At 68.1% G+C, this 26,332-nt stretch carries 2 protein-coding genes; both read right to left on the bottom strand.

Going from position 1 to position 26,332, the window contains the following annotated elements; translation table 11 throughout:
• Positions 1-121: 121 nt before the first annotated feature.
• Positions 122-913, bottom strand: a complete 792-nt coding sequence (locus tag AB0H49_RS25885; protein WP_357254992.1) for an FkbM family methyltransferase — start codon at positions 911-913, stop codon at positions 122-124.
• Entirely contained in the window at positions 907-25,344 is a 24,438-nt protein-coding gene (locus AB0H49_RS25890; RefSeq protein WP_357254994.1) for a non-ribosomal peptide synthase/polyketide synthase, read from the bottom strand. The genes AB0H49_RS25885 and AB0H49_RS25890 overlap by 7 nt, the downstream gene beginning before the upstream one ends.
• Between the last annotated feature and the right edge of the window lie 988 nt (positions 25,345-26,332).

Here is a 26,332-nt window from a genome sequence, read left to right on the forward strand (position 1 = left end):
GGATCGTTCGACATCGGGGAAGGCGGCGACGACGCGGTGGCTCGCGTTCATGCCACCTATCGTCCGGTCACCTCGAGCAGCCTACCGTTCCTTCGAGTAGTGGCGTGGCACGTGATTGGTATCAGGCGGCGCGCGGTCTGGTCGCGAATACCTCGTGTATTTCGGTTCCGACCAAGCGTGGATCCTGCTGGGCTTGCACCGACATGCCGTGCTGATCGAACAGTTCGCGGACTTCTCGGAGGCGATCTTCGATGTCGTGGATCTCGGCGACGACGGCGTGAATACGTCGCCAGTCCGTGTCGGTGATGCCGCGCAAGACATCCAACTCCGCGCGCTCGACATCGACTTTGAGCAAGCCGATCTCCCGGTCGCGGCAGTGTTCGTCGAGGATCGCCGAGACGGTGGTGACCTCGACCTGCAAAGGCACGCCTTCGTGCAGCCCGTGGGTGATGAGCCCGATGGCTTTGTCGTCCAGGCCACAGTTGCGCAAATAGATCCGTGTGGCTTGATCGTCCGCCTCGCGGTCGGCGAAGAAACCGGAGTTCGCCGAAGCGCGCGGGTACCAGGTGAATGCTTGGGTACCCGGGCTGGCGCCGACCGCGAGTTCCAGGGAGAGCCCGGCCGGGACATGCGCCGCGATGTTGCGGTCCAGGCAGCGATAGGTCATCGGCGCGGGCTCGACGGCGATGACCTGGATTCCGGGGCAGATATCGGCGAACATCATCGCGGTCAGGCCGATGTTCGCGCCGATGTCCAGGGCGATATCGCCGGGTCGAAGGTGTTCGGCTGCCCGCCGGTAGAACCCGTGTGCCGAGGTCGTCTCACCCCACAACATGCGGGCCTCGGCCGGACTGGTGCAGGTCACCGTTCTGCCGTCGTCGAGCCGCAGTTGCTGCAAAGCTGTGGTCAGCATTGTTCCATGAACCTCTCCAGGACGGGGCCGATCACGGCCAGGGCATGCGGATGGCTCAGCTCGAGGTGACGGGCGTCCACGACGACGTTGTGCACCTCTCCGCTGACGTAGGGCCGCCACGTGTGGACGAGCCCGTCGTGATCCGGGTGGTCTTTCCCGGCGGTGAAGAACACCACATCGCCGTCGAACACCTCGGGCCGGTGCGCGGCGGATATCTGGCTCGCTGTCCGGAAGCTCTCCATCACCCGATCGGTCTGCTCGGCGCTGAACAAGCCGGTCGCGACCACCTGATCGCGGATGATGTGCCAAGCCTGTTCATGACTGCCCGCCTGCACGTCGTCGTCGAGGCCGAACAGCTCTCGCCAGCCACCGAGCAGATCGGCCATCAGCTGTCCCGGTGCGGGTTGGTCGGTCGGCGCCGATTGCGGCGGCGCGTCGGCCGCGCAGTCGAGCAGGGCCAGCATGCCGACCAGGTCGCCGTCGCGTCGTAGCCGGACCGCCATGGCGTGCGCGATCTGACCACCCAACGACCAGCCGAGCAGGTGGTACGGACCCGTCGGTTGCACGCGGCGAATCTCGGCCACATACCGGTCGGCCAACTCGTCGACCGACCGCGCATCCGGCTCGCCGGATACGACGTGGGGATCCTGCAACCCGAACACCGGCCGATCCGGATGCAAATGTTCGACGAGGCCGCCGTAGAACCACGCCAGACCGCCCGCCGGGTGCACGGCGAAGACCGCAGGTTCTGTTCCGCTCCCACGCAGCGCGAGCAGCACCTTCAGCCCGGAGTGGCCGTCCGCGTCGTCGGCCCGGCGCGCCAAGGTTCTCGGCGTGGCATCCTCGAACATCCAGGGCAACTCGATGGTCACTCCGCGAGCACTCGACTCGGTCACCGCCATGGTGGCCAGCAGGGAATTGCCGCCCAAGTCGAAGAACCCATCGGTCGCCCCGACCCGCGGCACGCCCAGGACCCGCGCGTACACCTCGGTGAGCACCTTCTCGGTGTGCGTGCGCGGCGCGACGTACCGCTGGACCGATCCCTCGAAATCGGGCGCGGGCAACGCTTTCCGATCCAGCTTGCCGTTGACCGTCAGCGGCAGATCGGGCAGGACCATGACCACCGAGGGCACCATGTAACTGGTCAGCACTTCGGCGGCGCCCGCGCGGACCTGCCCCGGATCGAGCCGCTGCCCATTGCTGCTGACGACGTAGCCGACCAGCTGGTCCACGTCGCGCTCGTGGCGGTGCACCGCCACGGCGGCCCGCGACACCGCAGGATGGCGCAGCAGCGCCGACTCCACCTCGCCCAGTTCGATCCGGTACCCGCGTAACTGCACCTGCGCGTCGGCTCGGCCGAGGTAGGTCAATTCGAGCCCCTCGGTGGTCTCGTGCCAGCGCCCGACATCGCCGGTGCGATACAACCGCCCGCCGTGTGGATCGAACGGGTTCGCCACGAAGCGGCTCGCCGTCGACGCGGGCGCTCGCAGGTAGCCGCGCGCGAGTTGCCCTCCGGCGACATAGATTTCGCCACGTACACCGACCGGCACCGCTTGCAGCCGGTCGTCGAGCACGTAAACCCGCAGCCCCGGTAGCGGCGTGCCGATCCCGGCGGCGTCCGGACTGTCGACCTCGGCGAAGGTCACGTGCACGGTCGTCTCGGTGATCCCGTACATGTTGACCAATCGCGGCGATCCGGGCTGGTGTGCGGCCAACCATCCGGTCAACCGCGCCGCATCCAGCGCCTCGCCTCCGAAGACCACATACCGCAGCGCGAGATCGCCGCAGCCGCATCCGGATTCGCGGTATCGACGCTCGGCGTCGACGAATCCGTAGAACGCCGACGGTGTTTGGCTCAACACCGTGACGCGCTCCCGCGCAACCAGTTCCACGAATGCCTCCGGCGACCGGGAGGTGGCGTAGTCGACGACGACCACGCGGCCCCCGCTCAGCAGCGCGCCCCACATCTCCCACACCGCGAAATCGAAGGCGTAGGAATGGAACAGCGTCCACACGTCGTCGGTGCGCAGGTCGAATCGCTCGGCGGCGTGGGTGAAGAGCGTGACAGCTTCGCGATGGCTGACGGCCACTCCCTTCGGCGTACCGGTCGACCCCGAGGTGTAGATCACATAGGCGAGGTTGTCCGGCCGCGCGGCCGCGGGTAGCGGGCGGTCCGCGACCAGGTCCGGGGCCGCTTCGATCAGGACCGTCGGCGCCGCGTATTCCGGTATGTCCGTCGCCGACTCGGCCGATGTCAATACCGCGGCGGGACGCGCGTCATCGAGGATGAACCGCAAACGCTGCGGAGGGTTGGCCATATCCAGCGGCAGGTATCCCGCCCCCGCGCGCACCACCGCGAGCAGCCCGACGACCAGGTCGAGGGAGCGCGGCAATGCCACCGCCACCAGGGTTTCCGGGCCCACACCGTGTTCGGCGAGCCGAACCGCGAGCCGGGCCGCGCGCCGGTCCAACTCCGCATAACTCAGCTGCGACACGCCGTCGGTGACCGCGATCGCATCGGGCTGGGCCGCGACCTGGGCGGTGAACAGCTCGGCCAGAGTCACTTCCGCGACCGGACCGCCGTCGACTCCGGCGGCCGCGAGCACTTCGTGTCGCTGGTCGGGGTCCACGATGTCGATATCGCCCACCGCGACAGCGGGATTCGCGGTCGCCTGCTCGAGGATTCGGCTGAACGCGCGCGCGAAACGAGACATCGTCTGCTCGACGAACAGATCGGCGGCGAAGGTCAAGCGGCAGGCCATGCCGCTCGGTGCGCCCCCGGCGTCGAACTGTTCGACGAGTTTCACGTTCAGATCCGCGCGGGCCTGGTCGAAGCCTGCTTCGATCGGCTCGACGGTGAGCCCCGGCAGTTCCAACGTGGCCGCGCTGAGATCCTGGACGTCGAGGGTCACCTGATACAGCGGCATGTGCGCGGTCGACCTGCGCGGATTCACCACCTCCACGACCTGCTCGAACGGCACATCGGCGTGCGCGAACGCGGCCAGGTCCGTCTCGCGAGTGGCGGCGAGCAACTCCTCGAACGGCTGCCGGGCCGACACCCGTGACCGCAACACCAGCGTGTTGACGAACATGCCGATCAGCTCGTCGAGTTCGCGATCGCCACGACCGGCCACCGGGGTGCCGATCGCCACATCGTCCACACCGGCCAGCCGTGCCAGCAGTACGTTCAACGCGGTGTGCAGGACCATGAACACCGTGGCGTTGGCCGCGCGTGCGAGTGCCTCGATGCGGACATGCAACTCGGCGGACAGCTCGAAGTCGACCGTGCTGGCGCGCATGGACGCGACCGGCGGCCGCGGCAGATCGGTCGGCAGCTCGAGCAGCTCGGGCACACCGGCGAGGTTGTCGGTCCAGAATCGCAGCTGCCGGGAGACCAGCGAATCCGGATCGGTCTCGGCACCGAGCACCTCGCGCTGCCACAACGCGTAGTCGGCGTACTGGATCCGCAAGGGCGGCCAGTCCGGTTGCCTCCCTTGCCGACTCGCCTCGTAGGCCACTGCCACATCCCGTGCCAGCGGCATCATCGACTGACCGTCGGAGCAGATGTGGTGCACGCAGATCACCAGCACGTGATCGCGTTCGTCGAGGGCGAACAATTCGGCTCGCACCGGTGGCGCCTTGGTCACATCGAAGCCCGCCGAAACCACGGCCGCCGCTCGTTCGAGCACCTGCCGTTCGTCGACCTGGATCGGGCTCAGCGCCGGCGCCACCTCGGCGGTGTCGACCATGACCTGCCCGGGCATTCCGTCGATCAGTGGGAACTTGGTGCGCAGCGACTCGTGCCGGTCGATGACCAGCGCGCACGCCTGCCGCAACGCATCGATGTCGAGTTCGCCGCGCAACCGGATCACCAGCGGAATGTTGTAGCCGCCGACCGAGGTGTCGAACTGGTTGAGGAACCACATGCGCTGCTGGGCCGGGGACAGCGGCACCCGCGCCGGGCGAGGGCGCGGTGTCAGCGGCACGGCGAGCCGGCGCTCGGCTTCGCCGAGCCGCGCGGCCAGCTCGGCGACGGTCGGTGCGTCGAAGAGGTCTCGGATACCGAGGTTCACCTCGAGTGCCGTGCGCAATCGCGCGACCGCCCGCGTCGCGGAGAGCGAATTGCCACCGAGGTCGAAGAAGCTGTCCGTCGCGCCGACCGCGCCGATACCGAGGACTTCGCCGAAGACATCCGCGATGCGCTGTTCGGTCTCGGTGCGCGGGGCGATCCGTTCCCGTTCGTCGGGGAACCGCGGTGCCGGTAGTCCCGCCCGGTCGAGCTTGCCGGTCGCGGTGAGCGGGAGTTCGGTCAAGGGCACGAGCAGGTCGGGCACCATGTGCGCAGGCAGGCGCCGCCGGGCCGCGGCCTTGACGGCGTTCACATCGATGTGGCTGTCGCCGACCAGATAGCCGACGAGCCGATCGGTGCCGCTCACATCGGCGCGCGGCACGACCGCCGCGTGCTCGATGCCGGGATAGTCGGACAGCACGGTTTCGATTTCGCCGAGTTCGATGCGTTGACCGCGGATCTTGACCTGGAAATCGCGGCGGCCGAGATACTCCACGGTGCGGTCGGTGCGCCAGCGGGCCAGATCGCCGGTGCGGTACATGCGCGAGCCCGGCGCGCCGAACGGATTCGCCACGAACGACCCGGCGGTGGCGCCGGGGCGGTTCAGATACCCGCGGGCCAACTGGATGCCCGCGAGATACAACTCGCCCACCACCCCGACGGGCACCGGCCGCAGCCACCGATCGAGGACGACGGCCTCGACGCCGCGAATCGGCCCGCCGATCGTCACCACATCACCGGGAAGCAACGCGTCGTTGATCCCGGCCAGCATCGTGGTCTCGGTCGGTCCGTATCCGTTCGACAACCGCCTGCCCGGCGCCCACACCGAGATCAACTCCGGTGTCACCGCCTCGCCGCCCGCCATCAGCACACGCAACGAATCCATCCCGGCCGGCGTCATGGTGGCCAGCACGCTCGGAGTGAGGAACGCGTGCGAAACCTGTTGCGTGCGAATGAGTTCGGCCAACTCGTTCCCGGCGAACGCGTCCGGCTCCGCGACTACCAGCACTGCGCCGCTGGTGTGCGCGAGCAGAACTTCCAGGAACATCGCGTCGAAACCGACGCTCGCGGCGTGCAGCACACGCGACCGGGTATCCACACCGAAGCGATCACGCAGGACGGCGGCGAAATTCGCCAGCCCCGCGTGGGGGAGTTCGACGCCCTTCGGAATCCCGGTGGATCCCGAGGTGTAGATGACATACGCCGTGTCCTGGATTCGTGGCGTCCGCAAGCGCTCGGTGTCGGTGACGGCCGCCGCGGACTTCGCCGCGATGGCGGCCTCGGTGTCCGGATCGTCGAGGACCAGCGGGCGCACCACGTCGGGAAGCAGATCCCGGGACGCCGTGGCGGTGAGCGCGACCCGCACGCGGGAATCCGTGATCAGATGCGCGACACGCTCTGCCGGATTGCGCGGATCGATCGGCAGGAACGCCGCACCGGTTTTGGTCACCGCCCACAGGCTGGTGACGAACTCGATCGACCGCCCCAGCGCCAGCGCGACCTGATCGCCAGGGCCGACGCCCCACTCGATCAATTGCCGCGCCAGCTGGTTCGAGCGGGCGTCCAATTCGGCGTAGGACATCGTGCGCGGACCCGAAAGCAGCGCCGCCGCATCGGGATTCACTCGCACGCCCGCGGCGAACAACTCGGCAGCGAGCTGCGGCGTTTCCGGACTGCCGCCCGTCGCGGGCACCAGCTCGCGTCGCTCGGCTGCCGACAGCAGATCCACCGAATCCAGCCGCGCGAACGGATCGGTCGCGATCGCGCGCAGCACGATGTCGAACCGGGCGGCGAGACCGGACGCCGTCTCGTCGTCGATGTGATCCGGCTGATAACGCAGGCGAACCCGCAGGAGGTCGGTGTGGTGTGCCTGCACGGTGATCGGATAGTGCGCGGCGTCGCGGCCGTCCGCCGCGATCACTCGCATCCCGTCGACGTCGGCATCGCCGAGTCCGCTGCTGTCGACCGGGTAGGACTCGAACACGACGAGGGTGTCGAACAGGGCGACGGCATCCGCAGCCGCCAGGATCTGCGGCAGTTCGAGATAGTGGTGGTCGAGCAGTCGGGTGTTGTCGGCCTGCAGTCGGGTCAGCGTTTCGGCGATGGTCCGGTCCCGGCGGACGTCGGCGGCGACCGGAATCGTGTTGATGAAAAGACCGATCATCGACTCGATCCCGGGCACGTCGGCGGGGCGGCCGGACACCGTGCTGCCGAACACCACGGTGTCGGTGCCGAGCAAGTCGCCCACCACCACTGCCCACGCGAACTGCACGATCGTCGCCATCGTGACCGAGTGTGCGCGGGCGAAGTCCGCCAACTCCGCTGTCGTATCGTGATCGAGATCGATCGTCAGATCGATCGGGATGGTCGCGGACGTCTCGGTGTGCGCACCGGCGATCAATGTCGGCTCGGTGACGTGGCGTAGCGCGTCTCGCCAGACCTCGATGCTCGCGGTGCGATCACGGCGCCCGAGCCATTCCAGGTAGTCGCGGTAGGACGCGGCAGCGGGCAGCGACTGCTGCTGGGCGTCCGCGGCGTACAACCCGATGAGCTCACGCCACAGCAGTGGCAGCGACCAGCCGTCGAGCAACAGGTGATGCGCGGTCACCAGCAGCCGGAACTCGTTCGGGCGCACCGTGATCAGCAGGAACCGCAGCAGTGGGGGATCGGCCGGATCGAATCCGGTGGCCCGCTCCGCGTCGATCACCTCGTTCAGGCCCACCGCGTCCCCGGACAGCGTGATGCTGCGCCACGACACCGCCGTATCGGTAGGAATCACCTGCACCGCAACGCCTTCCGCGGTGCGAGTGAAGGCGGCCCGTAGGTTGGGGTGGCGGGCGAGCAGGGCTCGCGCGGCGCGCTCGAGCCGGTTCTCGTCGACCGCGCCGGTCAGGGTGAGCGCCGATTGCGCGAGGTAGACGTCGATCCCGCCCGCGGCGATCTCGGCGTGGAACAGCAGCCCCGCCTGCAGCGGCGCCAATGGCCACACCTCGCTCAGCGGTCCGTACCGGTCGGCGAACTCGTCCAGTTCGCGCTGGGTGAGGTCCACGAGCGGAACATCGGTCCGCGACAGCCCCCAATCCTCGGTCGCCAGCGCCGCGATCGCGGTCATGGCATCGACCCATTCGCCGGTGAGTTCGGCGACGTCGTCGTGGTCGAGCAGCCGCGAGGCGTAGCCGACGTAGGCCGAAAGCCGCGGCCCGGCAGCGCCGTCGATGACGTTCACATCGAACGTGAGCACCGCCGCCGCCGGCATATCCGGATCGAAGGCGGCTCGGCGGTCGAAGGACTCGTCGGTGGGTACCCACGGCAGATCCGACAGTGTCGCGAGGTCGACGCCGACCCGGCCGAGATAGTTGAGACTGATCTGCGGTTCGGGCAGCGCGGCGAGCCGGTCGGCCGTGCCGGGATTCGAATAGCGCAGCAGGCCGTAGCCGATGCCCTTGTCCGGGATGGCGCGCAGCTGGTCCTTGACCGATTTCACCGCCGCGCGCAGGTCCGCTGGATCGGTGTCGCTCAGGTCGAACGCGACCGGATAGCGGGTGGTGAACCAGCCGACGGTTCGCGAGAGGTCGGCGCCCGCGGCGAGCTGCTCTTCGCGACCGTGGCCTTCCAGCAGGACCTTCATGCCCGCGTGCGCGTCGCCGCGACGGCTACGCCAGCGAGTCAGCGCCACGGTGAGCGCGGCCAGTATCACCTCTTCGACGCTGCCGCGCACGGCGCGGGGCACCTCGTCGAGCAACGGCGAGCTCACCTCGACCGGGAGCGACACCGTCAGCCCACGCACGGTCGCCTGCGTATCTCGCGTGGGATCCAGCTCCGCACGCCCGAGGAGCGGATCCGATGCCGAAGCGATCCGCTGCCAGAGTTCGACTTCCCCGGTTCGCTCGGCCGCCGCGGCGGTCAAGGCGTGCGCCCACCGACGCATGGAGGTCCCCGGAGCCGCCAGTTCGACCGCCCGGCCCTGAACGACTTGCTGCCAGGCGGACACGAAGTCGGGCAGCAGGATTCGCCACGACACCGCGTCGACGGCCAAGTGATGGATGACGATCAGTGCCCGGCCCTCGGCGTCCACACCGGACTCGGGCAGCAGGCACACGACGTGTACCAGCCTGCCCGCCACCACATCGAGCCGGTCGTACGCCGCGGCGGCCGCCGCTTCCACCACGGCGGTGAAACCGGCGCTGCCCGGAGCCTCGTCGGCGCCGAAGGTTCCCATCGAGACCGAATCGGCGGCCTCGGCGGCGCTCGGTGGCGGCACCTCCCAGCGTTGCCCATCGACCCGCGACCGCAGCACGTCATGGTGTTCGATGATCACCCGTACGGTCGAGACCACGTCATCGATACGCGCGTCACGCGGCAGACGTACCAGCATCGACTGCGCGAACCGAGCCGGCGCCCCTAGGCACTCGACGAACCAGGACACGATCGGCGTCCACGGAAGATCGCCCACCGCACCGCCGGGCAGCTCGACAAGGCTCGCCCGTTCGGCGGTCTGCGCGACCCGCGCCAGCCCACGAACCGTCTTGTGCTCGAGAATATCCCGGGCCGTCACGGTGATCCCCGCCGCCTTCAGGCGCGCGGCCAGCTGAATCGACATGATGGAGTCGCCGCCGAGCGCGAAGAAGGAGGTCGTCGCCCCCACCGTGGACACACCGGTGACGTCGGCGAAGGCCTCGGCGATGGTGTGTTCCAGAGGGTTCGACGCGGCGACGGCGACGTCTTCGGTGGTCTGGAAAACCGGCTCGGGCAATGCTTCCCGATCCACCTTGCCGGACGAGGTGAGCGGCAGGTGGTCGAGCACGGCGATCGTCGCCGGCACCATGTGTGCGGGCAGGGCGGCGGCCAAGTGATCGAGCACCGCGCTCGGTTCGACGACCGTCGCGGGTTCGGCCGTGACGTACGCGGCCAGCACCGGGCGCCCACCGGGGCCTTCTCGACTCACGGTGACCGCGGTGGCGACCGCCGGATGGGTCAGCAGCGCGGCGTCGATCTCGCCCAGCTCCACGCGCTGGCCGCGAATCTTGATCTGGAAATCGAGGCGGCCGACGTACTGTAGCGTGCCCTGCGCGGTCCAGCGGACGATGTCGCCGGTCCGGTACATCCGCGAACCCGGCGCACCGTGCGGGTTCGCCACGAACGAACCTGCCGTTGTCCCCGGCCGATTCAGATAACCGCGAGCCAGTGCGGCTCCGGAGAAGTACAGTTCCCCGGGCACTCCGATCGGCACCGGCCGCAGCCTCGCGTCCAGTACCACCGCCTCGGCACCGCGAATCGGTCCGCCGATGGTGAGCACCTCTCCCGGCTGCACCGGGTCGCTGATCGTGATCACGATCGTCGTCTCGGTCGGGCCGTAGATGTGGTGCAGCCGCCGCCCGGCCGCCCAGGCGGCGATCAGATCCCGTGCCACCTTCTCGCCGCCGACCGCAAGCATCCGCACCGAATCCACCTCGCCGGGCGACATCGTCGCCAGCACACTCGGTGTCAGGAACGCATGCGTCACCTGATGGGCCCGGATCAGTTCGGCCATGGCCGGGCCGCCGAGCACCTCCGGCGGCGACACCACCAACGCCGCACCGGCCGCATGCGCCATCAAGGCTTCGAGCAGTACCGCGTCGAACGCGGGCGCCGCGGCTTGCAGCACGCGCGAGGTGGCCGCTACCTGATAACGCTCACGTTGCTCGGCCGCGAAGGCCGCCAGCCCCTCGTGGGTGACCATCACACCCTTCGGTGTCCCGGTCGACCCCGACGTGTAGATCACGTATGCCGTATCCCTGATCCGAAGAGGGCGAGGGCGATTCGCGTCCGACACGGCATGGCCGGGCCGCGCGGTGATCTCGGAGGCGGTGCCCAGGTCGTCGAGTATCAACCAGCGGACGCCATCCGGCAGGGACGGCCGCGCGGCCGCGACGGTGACGCCGACCTCGGCACCGGAATCATCCAGCAGATATGCGATCCGCTCCGGCGGATAACGCAGGTCCACCGGCACGAACGTGGCGCCGGTCTTCGTGATCGCCCACATCGCGACGTGGTAGTCGGCCGAGCGCGGCACGACCAGTGCGGCGCACGTCCCCGGACCCACGCCCCAGGAAAGCAGCTGCGCCGCGAGCTGGTTGGCGCAGTGGTCGAGCTCGCCGTAGCTGAGCGTGCGGGTGCCGTCGATCAGGGCGATCGCCCCGGGAGTCGTCGCCACGGCCGAGGCGAGCAGATCGGGTAGCAGACGCGGCGCTGGGGCGTCACCGCCGCGCGCGGGGAGCAGCCGTTCGGCCTCCTCGTCATCGATCAGTGACACCTCGCCTATCGGGCGGGCCGGATCGGCGACGACCGCGTCCAAGACAGACACGAACCGCTCGGCCAGCGCTGCTGCCGAAGGTTCCACGAAAAGATCTGTCGCATAGACGATTTCACCATCGAGACCGGCCGGTCTGGTACCGTCGAGGCGTTCGTTCAGCAACACCGTGAGGTCGGTCTTGGCTTGGGCGACATGGGGATCGAGCACTTCGACATCGACGTCGGACAGCTGGAAACCGGCAGCCGCGGTGTTCTGCAACCCGAACAGCACCTGATACAGCGGCGTGTAAGCCGTCGACCGTGGCCGGTCGAGCACATCGACCAATCGCTCGTAGGGGAGATCCGCGTGCGCGAGCGCCTCGAGGTCGATGTCGCGCAACTCGGCCACGAATTGCCGGAACGACCGGTCGTCGCGGACCGGCGTGCGCAGCACCACCGTGTTGACGAACATGCCGACCAGGTCCTCGAGCGCCGGGATGCCACGGCCCGCGACCGGTGTGCCGACCGACACGTCGTCGGTATGCGCGGTGCGCGCCAGCACGATCGCGAGCGCGGCGTGCAGAACCATGAAGACGGTCACGCCCTCGCGACGGGCCAGCCGCACGACCTCCTCGTGCAGCCGCTGCGGGATGTCGAAGCGGACACTGCCGCCGACCATCGACATGGTCGCGGGCCGAGGGTGGTCGGTCGGCAGGTCGAGCAACTCGGGGGCGTCGCCGAGAGTATCGATCCAATAGGGGATCTGCCGCGCGATCATCGATGCGGGATCGTCCTCGGCGCCGAGGATCTCCCGCTGCCACAACGCGTAGTCGGCGTACTGAACCGGCAGGGGTTTCCAGTGCGGCGCAGAGCCTTGCACGCGCGCGTGGTAGGCGGCGAAGATATCGCGCGCCAACGGCGCCATCGACGCGCCGTCGGCGGCGATGTGATGGACGACCAGCACGAGGACATGCGCGTCGGGGCCTGTCCGATACAGCCGTGCTCGCAGGGGCACCATGTGCGCGACGTCGAAGCCCATCTCGACGGTCTGCCGTATCCGCTCGGCCAGCACGGTCTCGTCGGCGACCGGCTCCGGGTCCAGCGCCGAGCCGTCGACCACCTGCGCCACATCCCGCACGACCTGACATGGCTCGCCGCCGATTGGGGGATACACCGTCCGCAACGGTTCGTGCCGAGCCACCACATCGCCGAATGCCGCGCGCAGCGCCTCGACGTCGAGCGCGCCGGTCAACCGGGCCGTGAAACTGATGTTGTAGGCCGCCGAGGCGGTGTCGAACTGGTTGATGAACCACAACCGGCGTTGCGCCGTTGCCAGCGGGACAGTCGCCGGGCGTGGCCGCGCTGCGAGCGGAATCAGCGCCGCCCGCGGCCGCTGCGCCAGCCGTGCCGCCAAACCGGCGATCGTCGGTTCCGCGAAGATGTCCCGGATGCCGACTTCGACGCCGAGCGCTGTCTCGGACCGTGCGGCGATCCGAACGGCCGACAGGGAGTCCACACCGATTTCGAAAAGGTTCGCCCGCACGCTCACTTGCCCGGCACCGGTGACCGCGGCGACGATATCGACGAGTGCCGCTTCGCTTTCGGTGCGTGCCGGGACGAAATCCTCGCCGTCGTCGAAGGTAGGCGCCGGCAAGGCGGCGCGGTCGAGTTTTCCGTTCGAGCTGAGCGGCATGGCGTCGAGCACCTCGACGCTGGCCGGTACCAGATACGACGGCAGCAGTCGCGACAGCCGCTCGCGGATCGTGCGCCCATCGGTCACCGCCGCGGGCGCCAGTGTCACATAGGCGACGATGCGTTCGGAGGTCGCGACGACCGCGGCACGGGCCACTTCCGGCAGCGCGCACGCCGCCGCTTCGATATCGCCCGGTTCCACCCGCTGACCGCGCACCTTCACTTGGAAATCGCTGCGGCCCAGGTATTCCAGCTCACCGCTGCGCGTCCACCGCACCAGGTCGCCCGTGCGATACATCCGCTCCCCGGGCGCCCCGAACGGGTGCGCGAGAAAGGCTGCGCAGGTGAGGTCGGCTCGCGCGTGATATCCGCGCGCCACCTGCACACCCGAGACGTACAGATCACCGACGACTCCGACGGGCGCGGGTCGCAGCCGTTTGTCGAGCACGTAGACCCGCATCCCCGCCACGGGCGCGCCGATCGGGACCGTCGCCGAGGTCCGCGCACCCGGCAGGCAGCGCGCGGCCGTGACCACCTCCGCCTCGGCCGGGCCGTACCAGTTCACCACCTCGGCCTCGGGGAATACGCGCAGCGCGGCGTCGACGGTGTGCTGCGCCAGCGCCTCACCGGCCACGAAAATCCGTCGGACGGAGCGCAATTCGGTATCGCCCTCGGATTCGAGCAAAACCTCGAGCATCGACGGCACGAAGTGCACCGTGCTGACGTCACGGCTCGCGATCACGTCGGCGAGGTAGGCCGGGTCCCGGTGCCCGCCGGGTTCGGCCACCACGATCTGCGCGCCGACCTGCAACGGCCAGAACAACTCCCACACGGCGATGTCGAAGGTGATCGGCGTCTTGTGCAGGACCGTATCGGACGCCGTGTGCGGCCACTGCTGCTGCGCCCACGCCAATTGACTCGTGGTCGCGGCGTGGGTCAGGGATACGCCTTTGGGAACCCCGGTCGAGCCGGAGGTGAACAACACGTAGGCCACGTTCTCCGGCCGCAGCGGCGCGAGCCGTTCCGCGTCCGTGATCGGGAGGCCGGACACTTCGGCGAGCTCGAGTCGATCGATGCGAACGGAGTCGAATCCGGCGGGCAGACCATAGTCGTCTGCCGAGGTGGTGAGCACCAGCAGCGGACGTGCCGTGCCGAGCACACTGGCGATGCGCGCACTTGGTTGGTCCGGGTCTATCGGTAGGAAGGCGGCACCCGCCTCGACCACCGCATACAGGGCGGTGACCAGCTCGATCGAACGCCGAACACAGACCGCCACAATACTTTCCGGCCTTGCGCCGCAGGAGATGAGCCGCCTCGCCAACCGGTTGACGCGGTCGGCGAACTCCCGATAGGACAGCGCCTCGCCGTCCGCGAGCCGAATCGCCGGGGCCTCAGGGGTGCGTTCGACCTGGTCGGTGAAGGCGTCGACCAGGGTCCGGCCGACCGAGGCGGGGTCGCCGGTGTCGTTCCAGTGGTCGAGCACCAGCTGCCGCTCTCCGGCATCGAGCAGATCGATAGCGCCGATCGGCGAATCGGCGTCGGTCGCGAGACCGTCCAGTAGGCGCACGAACCGATCGGCGAAACGCTGCGCGGACTCGACGTCGAACAGGTCGGTGGCGTAGGTCAGGCGCAGCGTCATGCCGCTCGGCTCGTTGTCGGGCCCGTGCTCCTCGGTCATCATCAGCAGCAGGTCGTAGATCGCGGCGCTGTCCCCGGGATCGATCGTCTCGATGGTGAGGCCAGGAAGTTCCACGTGCGCCCGCACCATGTTCTGGTAGGCGAGCATCACCTGGAACAACGGCGCGTGTGCCGTCGATCGTGCCGGATTCAGCGCCTCCACCAGTTGCTCGAACGGCACGGCGGCGTGATCGAAATCCTCGATGTCGTTGTGCCGCACCGCGTCCAGCAGGTCGGTGCCGGTCTGCTCGAGCCCGACGCGGGTGCGCAGCACCAAGGTGTTGACCAACATTCCGACGAGATGGTCGAGTGCCCGGTGCCCGCGACCAGCGTGCGGCACGCCGATCGTGATGTCGTCGCTGCCGGACAGCCGCGACAGCAGCACCGCGAGTGCGGTGTGCACCACCATGAACGTCGTGGCTTTGGCTCGCTGGGCCAACGCCTCCACCCGGCCTTGCAATTCGGCCGAAATCTCGACCCGCAGCACCGCGCCGCGGTGGGACTGCTCGACCGGGCGCGGCCGATCGGTCGGCAGTTCGAGGAGTTCGGGGATACCCGCCAATCGGGTTCGCCAGTAGGCGATATCGCGGAACAGGGGCGAGTCCGTGGTGTCGGGCGAACCGAGCACCTCGCGCTGCCACAGGGCGTAATCGGCGAATTGGACGGTGAGTGGCGCCCAATCCGGGAGATTTCCCCTGGTCCGTGCCCGATACGCGGTCACGATATCGGCGGCGAGCGGTGCCACCGAATAGCCGTCACAACTGATGTGGTGCACGGCCACCGCGACCACCCAGGCCGTATCCGACAGCTGATACAGCGCGACCCGAAGCGGCACGCCCTTCGAGACATCGAACCCGGTGCTCGAGAACGCGGCCAGCCGGGGGACCAGCTCGCGCTCCGCGATCCGCCGCGGGGTCGGATCCAAGCCCGCGACGACGTCGGCCGCGTCCAGCACCACCTGCGTGGGCATGCCGTCGACGGGCGGATACATGGTCCGCAAGCTCTCGTGACGGGCGACGACATCCCCGACGGCCGCGGCGAGCGCATCGACATCGAGCGCGCCCTCGAGCCGAATCGCCAGCGGCACGACGTAACCGGGCAAGGCCGGATCGAACTGGTTGAGGAACCACATTCGGGCCTGCGCCGTCGACAACGGCAGGCGCGGCGGTCTCGGCCTCGGCGTCGGGTCGGGCAGCGCGGGCACGCCACGCAGCTGTGCGATTCGTTCGGCCAACTCGGCGACGGTGGGCGCCTCGAAGATCATCCGGACCGGCACGGTCGCGTCGACGACGGCCCCGATCCGGCTCAGCGCGCGCGTGGCCACCAGCGAATTCCCGCCCAGGTCGAAGAAGTCGTCGTCCGCGCCGACCGCGGGCAGACCGAGCAACTCGGCGAAGACCTCGGCTACGACTTGCTCCACCAGCGAACGCGGTGCCCGGTAGCCGGCCTCGTGGTCGCTCGGCTCCGGTTCGGGCAAGGCCCGATAGTCGACCTTGCCGTTGGCCGTCAGTGGCACGGTGTCGATCCGGACGATCGCTGAAGGCACCATGTACGCCGGCAGCCGCTCCAGCAGGAAGCGTCGAATCTTTTTGGTGTCCAAGGCTTCCGGGGAGACAACATAGGCGACCAAGCGGTGCTCGTCACGGCCGGGACGCACCCGGGCGACGGCCGCGCTCACCTGCTCGTGCGCGAGCAGGGCGGCCTCGACATCGCCCAGCTCGATTCGCAGTCCGCGGATCTTGACCTGGTTGTCGGCGCGGCCGACATAGTGCAGGGCGCCGTCCTTACCCCAGTGAACCAGGTCGCCGGTGCGGTAGAGGCGGGTTCCGCGGGCACGGTCGAACGGATCGGCGACGAACGTCGCCGCCGTCAGCCCTGGGCGCTGGTGGTATCCGCGGGCCAGCTGGATGCCGCCCAGATACAGCTCGCCGGTCACGCCCGCCGGCACCGGATGCAGTCGCGAATCCAGCACGTGAACGATCACATTCGGCTCGGGAACACCGATCGGAACGGCGGCGCCGTTCATCCCGTCGACCCCGTCGACGTGGTACGCGGTGACGCTGACCGCGGCCTCGGTCGGCCCGTACAGATTATCGATGCCCGCGTCGCTGACTTCCCGCAATCGCCTGATGGTTTCGGTGGGCAGCGGTTCGCCGATGCACAGCACTCGCCGCAGATCCGGGAAGTCGCGGCCGGTGGCCGTCTCCTGGAACACCGAGAGCAGCGACGGCACGAAATCGGCTGTCGTCACATGATGTTCGGCGATCAGCCGGGCCACCGCGTGCGGATCACCGCTTCCGTCGGGACCTGCGACAACCACTGTCGCGCCGGATACCAAGGGGCAGAACAACTCCCACACCGACAGATCGAAGGTGACGGGCGTGCGCAACAGCATGACGTCGTCGCCGAGGTGGTAGTGCTCACGCAGCCAGCGCAGCTGATTGACCACCGCGGCATGCGCTATCGCCACCCCCTTCGGTACCCCGGTCGAACCGGAGGTATAGATGACATAGGCCAGATTCTCCGGTCGCAGCGGCTCGAGCCGATCGGCGTCGGTCAACGGCGAGGGATCCTCGTGCGCGGCCTCGAGATCCGCGAGCGTCCATACCGGAACGTGGCCGGGCAGATTCGCGTCGTCGCCGGGACGGGTGAGCACCGCCCTCGGCCGCGCTGCGGTCAGCACGGCGCGCACGCGCTCGCGCGGATGGTCCTGGTCCAAGGGCAGGTACGCCGCGCCGGCCGCGTGGATGGCATACAGCGTGATCAGAAGGTCGACCGAGCGCCGCATGGCCACGGCCACAGTGGTTTCCGGGCCCACACCGCGTGCGATCAACGCGCGGGCCAGCGCGTTCACCCGTCCCGCGAACTCACGATAGCTCAGCCGCGCGCCGGTCTCGGCGTCGAGCACGGCGGTGTTGTCCGGCGTCGCCGCGGCCTGGGCGGCGAACAGGTCCGCGACTGTCGTCGACGGCAGTGGGGTCCTCCGCCCGGTCTCTCGCGCGACGAGCTCGCGCGCTTCCCGTGCGGTCAGCAGCTCGACGTCGCCGACCGGCTGGGCGGGATCGGCGACCATCGCCCGCAGCAACAGCACGAAGCGTTCGAACATGGACGTGATCGTCGCCTCGTCGAAAAGATCCGTCGCGTAACCGAATTCGACGGCCATCTCGCCCGGTTCACCGGCGCGCGCCGCGGTGTCGACGAGGTTGAGATGCAGATCGTACTTGGCCACACTCGGATCGGCGGCCCGCGCCGACACCGTCATGCCCTCGAACTCCACGGTGGGTATCTCGATGTTGTGGAACGAGAATCCGACCTGTGTCAACGGCGCGTGCGTCGTCGTGCGAGGCGGATTCAGCACCTCGACAATCCGCTCGAACGGGATGTCGGCGTGGTCGAAAGCGGCCAGATCCCTTGCTCGCACCTGCTCCAGGACCTGCAGGAAGGACGCGCCGGGCTCGATGCGGGTGCGCAGCACCAGAGTGTTGACGAACATGCCGATCAGGCGCTCGAGTCCCGGCTCGGCCCGACCGGCTATCGGTGTGCCGACCGCGATGTCGCCGGTTCCGCCCAGCCGGGCCAGCAGTACGGCATAGGCGGCGTGCAGCACCATGAAGACTGTCACGTCGTGGCTGCGGGCCAGCGCGACTATGTCGCGACCGAGGTCGGCGGGCAGCGTCGCCGACACCGTCGCGCCGCGGAACGATTGCCGGGCCGGGCGCGGCCGGTCGGTGGGCAGGTCGAGCACTTCGGGCAGATCGGCCAGTGCCGTGCGCCAATACTCGATCTGGGTGGCGGCCGGGGAGTTCGGCTCGTCCTCGGCGCCGAGCCATTCGCGTTGCCACAGCGCGTAATCGACGTACTGCACGGGTAACGGTGGCCACTGCGGCGGCCGCTGCCGGACGCGGGCGTTGTAGGCGGTCACCAGGTCCGCGGCCAGCGGTGCGAGCGATGATCCATCGAAGCTGATGTGATGGACGATGAGGACCAGGGTGTGCTGCTCGCAGTCCTTGCGCAGCAACGTAATTCGGAACGGCACGTCGCGGGTGACGTCGAATCCGGCCGCGGCGGCCGCGGCGATGTGCGCCGCTATGTCGTCGGCCGCCACCTCGATCGGCTCGAGCATGGACATCTCGGCTCGAACCGGCACGATCAGCTGGTGTGGTCCGTCGTCACTGTCCGGATAGATGGTGCGCAGCGTTTCATGGCGGCTGAGCACATCGGCGATCGCCGCGCGCAGGGCGCGCACGTCGAGTGGTCCCGCCATGTCCACGACCAGCGCGATGTTGTACAGCGCCGAGCTCGTGTCGAACTGATTGAGGAACCACATCCGAGCCTGGGCGGGCGCGAGCGGAATCCGCGTCGGCCGCTCCCGCGCGACCAGCGCTTCTCGCCCGGGTGCCTCGATGGCCTTCAGAGTTTGCGCGAATGCCGCGAGGGTCGACGCGTCGAAGACGGTGTGCAGCGGAACGTCGACGCCGAATACGGCGCTCAGCCGCGCCGCCAGCCGCGTCGCCGACAGCGAGTTGCCGCCGAGGTCGAAGAAGTTGTCGAGCACGCCGACGCGATCGAGGCCGAGCACAGCGGCGCATACATCGGCGACGATCTGCTCGGCCGCGTCTCGAGGCGCGACGAATTCGGTCTCGGTGGTGAATACCGGCGCGGGTAACGCCGCGCGGTCGGCCTTGCCCACCGAGGTCAGCGGCAGCGAGTCGAGCATTGTCAGCGCGTCCGGAACCATATGCGACGGCAGGTGTTGTGCGGCGTGGGTCCGCAACTGCGCGATGTCGACGGCCTCGGCCGCCGGCGTGACGTAGGCAGCGATTCGCGGCCCGCTCTCCGTGGCCACACTGACCGCCACCGCCGCCGCCACGGCGGGATGCCCGGCGAGAACGGCTTCGATCTCGCCGAGTTCTATGCGCTGGCCGCGGATCTTCACCTGGAAGTCGGTGCGCCCGTGGTATTCCAGCGTGTGCTCGGGCGTCCAGCGGGCGAGGTCACCGGTACGGTACATGCGGGTACCGGGCTTGCCGAACGGATCGGCCACGAACGCCGAAGCGGTCTCCCCGGGCCGATCGAGGTAGCCGCGAGCGAGGTGAATGCCACAGAGGTACAGCTGTCCCGTCACCCCGACCGGTACCGGCTGCAGATTCTCATCCAACACCAGGGCCGCGACACCGCGAATCGGGCCACCGATCGTGACGCGGGCATCGGTGCGCAGCGGGTCGCTGATCGCGACCATGATCGTGGTCTCGGTGGGCCCGTAACCATTGAACAACCGACGGCCCGGACCCCACACCGCCGCCACCTCCGCCGACACCGCCTCGCCACCGGCCACCAGATCCCGCAAAGAGTCCGCACCGTCGGGCGACATGGTCGCGAGCACGCTGGGCGTGATGAACGCATGCGAAATGCGCTGCGTATGAATCAATTCCGCCAATCGGTCACCGGCGAAGACCTCCGGTGGCGACACCACGAGCGCGGCGCCGTTCGGATGGGCCATCAGCAGCTCCAGCACCAGCGCGTCGAAGCCAGGAGCCGCAACCTGCAACACCCGGGCGGAACTGTCGATCCGATAGCGGTGACGTTGTTCGGCGGCGAAATTCGCCAAGCCCGTGTGCGTCACAGTGACGCCCTTCGGCTCACCCGTCGACCCCGACGTGTACACCACGTACGCCGCATTCGAGACCCGGCAGGGCCGGATCCGATCGGTGTCGGTCACGGAGCCGGAAGATTGTGCGGCAATGCGGATCTCGCTGGCCGGATCGTCGAGCAGCAACCGGGGTGCCGTGGGAGGCAACAGATCCTGGGTGGCCCGCGTCGTCAGCACCACCCGCGCCCGCGCGACCATGAGCGCGACACGCTCGGCGGGATTGCGCGGATCCACCGGGACGAATGCCGCACCGGCCTTCGCCGTCGCCCACATCCCGACCACGAGTTCCACCGACCGACCGAGTACCAACGCGACCTGGTCGTCCGGACCTATTTCCCACTCGATCAACAACCGGGCGAGCTGATTCGACCGGAGATCCAACTCCCCATACGTCATCGTGCGTTCCGCGGCCACGATCGCCACGGCGTCCGGATTCTCGACCGTCAGCAACTCCGCCAGCACCAGCGGCTGCTCGGCAGCGCCGCCCGACGCGGGCACCAGCGCGGCTCGCTCACGCGGTGACAGCACATCGATCACACCGACGCACTCGTCCGGATTCGACACGACCGACGCGAGGATCCGATTCAGTCGCCCGGCGAAATCCTCGATCGTCGCCCGATCGAACAGGTCCGTGGTGAAGTTGATCCGTAGTCCGAGATCACCTGCGGCGCTGGTGTTGTCGGCGACGGTGATGACGAGATCGACCTTCGCCGGTTGCGGTCCCGGATCCAGGACCTCTACGGTGAGCTCGGACAGTTCCAGGCGCGGGCGGTCCATGTTCTCGAAGGCCAGGTACACCGAGCACAGGGGGTCGCGCGCCGCCGACGGCATCGCATCGACCACCTCCGTGACACGTTCGTAGGGCAGATCGCTGTGGGCGAAGCCATCGATATCGATGTCTTTGACCCGGGCCAGGAACTCGGCGAACGGCTCGTCGCCGCGGACCTGGGTGCGCAGCGGCACTGTGTTGACGAACATGCCGATCAGCGGTTCCAGCACGCGCTCACCCCGGCCCGCGACCGGCGTCCCGATGGTGACGTCCGCCGAGCCCGACAACCGGGCGAGCACGACCGCGACCGCGGCGTGTACGACCATGAAGCTGGTGGCGTTCGCCGCGCGCGCCAACCGCTCGATCCCGGCGCGTGTCTCGGCCGGGACGACGGTGTCGACGACATCGGCGAGCATGGATCGGCGAGCTGGGCGCCGACGGTCGGCGGGCAGTTCGAGCACTCGCGACATTCCCGCCAATCGCGTTGTCCAATACCGCAGTTGGCGTGCGGCGAGCGAGTCCGGGTCGTTGTCGTCGCCGAGCACGTCGCGGTGCCAGATGGCGTAGTCGGCGTATTGCACACTCAGCGGTTGCCAGTCCGGCGCGTATCCCTGAGACCGCGCTCGGTAGGCGGCCGCGAAATCCGCTGCGAGTGGTGGCAACGACGATCCGTCGCAGCAGATGTGATGCAGGACGACGACCAAGGTGTGTCGGCGACGGTCGGTGGATGCGAACAGGGCGATCCGGATCGGCGGACGTCGGCGCACGTCGGTGCCGGTCGAGGCCAACTCCCGGATTCGGTGCTCCAGTTCGTCCGGCTCGGTGACTCGCGGGGTCGGATCGAGATCGGCGGCGACCTGCTCGGTGGGCAGAATCACCTGCGTGCCTCGACCATTCACTGCCGGGTACACGGTGCGCAGGGATTCGTGTCGTCGTAGCAGATCGGTGAGCGCCGAACGTAGCGCCGTGGCGTCGAGCTGTCCGGTCAGCCGCAATACCAGTGGAATGTTGTAGGCCGCCGAGGTCGGATCCGCCTGATTGATCAGCCAGATCCGATTTTGCGCCGGTGCCAGCGGGATCGGCTCGACGCGTGGCTGTGCCCGCAGGGCGGGGCGGCTGTAGTGCGGCCCGACGTCGATATGGGCGGCGAGCCGGGCGACGGTGGGATTGGCGAACAGGTCGCGCACCGATACCTCGGCGCGGGTCAGCTCGGCGATCCGGACCGCGGCGCTGGTCGCGGTGAGCGAATTACCGCCCAGTTCGAAGAAGTTGTCCAGCACACCGATCCGCGGGACACCGAGAACTTCGCCGAAGACCTCGGCGACGGTCTCCTCCGCGACGGTGCTCGGCGCGACGTACGCCGCGACCGAATCGATGACCGGTTCGGGCAGCGCCCGATAATCCACTTTGCCATTGACGGTCAAGGGAATCGCCGGCAAAACGACGATGTGTGCCGGGACCATGTACTCCGGCAGCAACGACCCGACGTGCGCGCGCACCGCCTCGGGTTCGAAGACCGCTTCGTCGGTGGGCACGACATACGCGACCAGCCGAGCCGCTTCCGTCCCCGGCAGGTGCACGATGACCACCGCCGCCGCGACCGCGCTGTGACTCAGCAGCGCACTGCGGATCTCGTCCAGCTCGATCCGGAATCCGCGCAGCTGCACCTGCTGGTCGGCGCGACCGCGATATTCCAACTCGCCCTTGGTATTTCGGCGAGCGACGTCGCCGCTGCGATACAGCCGCTCGCCCGGGCGGCCGAACGGATCGGCGACGAAGCGTCCCGCGGTCAATCCGGGGCGGTCGAGATAGCCGCGGGCCAGTTGGCCGCCCGCGACGTAGAGCTGCCCCCAGGCGCCAAGTGGCACCGGGCGCAGGTGCTCGTCGAGAATGTAGACACGCAACCCCGACAGCGGCGGCCCGATCGTGCTCGGCGCGCCCGGCACGGCGATATCCGGTGTCAGCTCCAGATAGGTGACGAACACGGTGGTTTCGGTGATGCCGTAGCTGTTGGCCAGCACGGGCAGATTCGGATTGTGCCGGTACCAGGTCGACAAACCGGCCGGGTCGAGCGCTTCGCCGGAGAGCACGACCAGCCGCAGTCCGAGCGCGCCGTCGGGCTCGCCCGCATCCGCGTAGCGCCCCCGGGCGGTGACGAATTGATCGAAGGCCGAGGGGGTTTGGCTGAAGACGCTCACCCGCTCGCGCGCCACCAGTCGCACCACGTAGTCCGGCGAACGCGTGGCCAGGCTGTCCACCACGACAACGCGACCGCCGGTTGTCAGCGCGCCGAAAATCTCCCACACCGAATAGTCGAAAGCGAATGAATGGAACAGTGTCCAGACATCGTCGCGGCGGATTCCGATGCCGGCACACGCGTTCGTCAAGTAGGTGGCCACCGCGCGATGGGTGATCGGCACACCTTTCGGCCGCCCCGTCGACCCGGAGGTGTAGATGACGTAGGCGATGTTGTCCGGACGCAGCGGGCGGAGGCGCTCGGCATCGGTGATCGGATGCGCGGTCTCGACTTCCCGGTCGTCGCCGAACAACACCACTCGGCCCGGATCTCCAGGCACCCGCTCGCGCAGACTCCGTGTCGTCACGACCGCGATCGGATCGGCATCGCGCAGTACGTAGTCGAGTCGATCGACCGGGTGCGCGAGATCCAGCGGGAGATATCCGGCGCCCGACTTCAATACGGCCAACGCCACGACGATCAGGTCGGCATCGCGCGGCATCGCGATCGCCACCAGCGATTCGGGCCCAGCGCCGCGGGCGATCAGCGTGCGGGCGAGCCGGTTCGAACGCTCGTCCAACTCGCCGTAGGTGAGGGCGATCGTGCCCGCCGTGACGGCGACCGCGGACGGGGTGGCCGCGGCCTGCCGGGTCAGCATATCGACGAGCGTCGCGGTGGTCGCCACGCCGTCGCGGCCGGCGAGCTCGCCGAGAATGCGCTGCCGCTCCGCGGAAGCGGCGAGCGGGATGTCGAGCACGTGGGTGTCGACGGGCGCGGCGATGATCTGCTCCAGGAAGTCGACGAATCGGTTGATGTGCATGTCGAGTTCGTCATGGCTGTACAGGTTGGCATTGCCGTGCAATTCGATGAGCAGGGGCGCATCGGACCCGGAGCGGTAGAGGTTCAGCTGCAGATCGTCCAGGGCGCCGGAGGTCAGGGCACGATAGCGACCCACCGCCGAACCGAGGCGAATCTCGGAATCGAAGAACAGGATGTTGACGATCGGGCCGAACGAGGTCGCGGCCGGGTCCAAGGCGGCGGAATCACGGCGAAGATCCTCGAAGCGGTAGAGCTGATGACGCATCGCCAGGACGAACTCGGACACCGACGCGCGAATCAGTCCTTCCACGGTGGTCGTCGCGTCCACGGTGAATCGGATCGGCACCATGTTCGCCAACATCGCGGCGGCATTGCGCAGTCGCATGGTCACCCGTCCGGTCACCGGCAGTGACAAGACGACGTCGTCGGTGTCGGTCATGCGGGACAGGAAGGCGGCAAAGGCGGCTCCGAGCACCTGTGCGGGCGAAGCATCCAGATCCTCGGCGAAACGGTCGAGCCCGGCGGTCAGCCGTGACGGCAGCCGCCGGCCGGCGAAGCGATCGTCCTCGCTCCATTTGGCGGTGCGACCGGACAGACTCGTGGTCGGCGGCAGATCCGCGACCTTGTCGAGCCAGTACGCCTTGTCCTTGTCGAATCGGGCGCCGGCGCGATACTCCTGCTCCATGGCGATGATGTCGGCCAGCCGCGCCGCCACCAGCGGGGCAGGCGGCCTTCCCTCGAGCAGCGCGTTGTAGTGCTCGGCCACCCGGTTCAAGCCGTTGAACGCGCCGTAACCATCGATCACCAGGTGGTGGGCGCGCCCGTACCACAGATACCGGTCCTCGCCCAGCCGGATCAGGCGTGTCACGGCGAGCCGGTCCCTGGCCAGATCGACGATCTTGGTGTTGTAGTCCCGCCGCATCCATTCCATCGCCGCCGCGTAGGGGTCGTCTTCGGCGCTGAGGTCGAGCAACGGTTCGTCGTAAACGAAGCTGTGATCGACGAATTGATAGGGGTGGCCGGCGGATTCGACCACACGGACCACGAGCGACTCGGATTCGTGGGCGGCAATGTTTACCGCCTTGGTGAACGCGGGGTAGTCTATCGGTCCCTCGATCTCGACGTAGTGCGCGATATTGACGTTCGGACCGCCCGGCAGGTTGTTAGCGAGCCACATTCCGTACTGCGCCCTGGAAAGCGGAATCAGATCCGGATCTCGGTCCGCAGACGTGGCTGAATTCGAACTCATCGTCTAACCCCTCCTAGAATTCCGGACACGAGAACAGCGCACAACAAAACCCCGCCCGTGCCCGGGCATTTCCTGAACGTCCAGATGCACTTACATACGCACTTCATCTGCATTGTGAATGGCAGCACGAAGCCGCGGCCGCTCCTCGACGGATACGGCTCCAGGTGTCGGCGCCTTTCAAATGTATTTCGACCCCCTGTCCCCCGACCCTGTCTACAACAACTGTGCAACAAATTCGTCGTGAGGCGGCACGACGATGCCACTGTAAACCCGTTGCGGCCGAAAAACACCTGGCCACGCCGGTCGTTGCGGAACCCGTTAGACGTGTCGAACTAAGTACGTTTTGTCCGAATTCAAATGCGATTCGTGTTGTCGGCTCCGCCGATCCCTGTGCCACACCGGGTTCGCGACGTCAACCCAATGTTCGACTCCGACCCGCTCGGCTGCCGCTTCGAACATAGATATGCCCCTTCGTTCGTTCGAAAAGACAACATGCTCACAACATTCCCGCGCCGATACGGTACGGGAACCTGATGCGGCCGCGGTGTAGGTAAACCCGCTGCACCGTACCCATTTAATGCTACTGAATACCTGCTTTCTTGTCTCGCACTCCATGCGAATCGATCGGCTAACGAATGCCCTGGGCGCGGCGAGCGGTGCGCGTACGCGACTCGAACACCGGCGCGCCCGATGCCGGTGAAATTGCGACGATGTATTTCGGCTGTCCCTTATCGGTGAGACGGTGGAGTGCGAATCACGCGTATGGGTTCCCTGCCGGTGGGCCGCGCCCTGAACCGCCCCGAAACCTCACTGTCCCACTACGGGCCGACCGGTGGACCCGGCCGCTACACCTGAACGCGCCTGGCGGAATCGGAGCAGGCCAGCGGCGGCCCTCCGATAACCCTGTTGCAGCGCAACAACTCACACCGGCACGCGTACGACGAGACGCGCCGAGCGCCGGGCTCCGAGCCACTGCCAGCGGCCTCGA

This window comes from Nocardia sp. NPDC050713 (assembly GCF_040654315.1).
In the GTDB taxonomy this organism is placed as follows: Bacteria; Actinomycetota; Actinomycetes; order Mycobacteriales; family Mycobacteriaceae; genus Nocardia.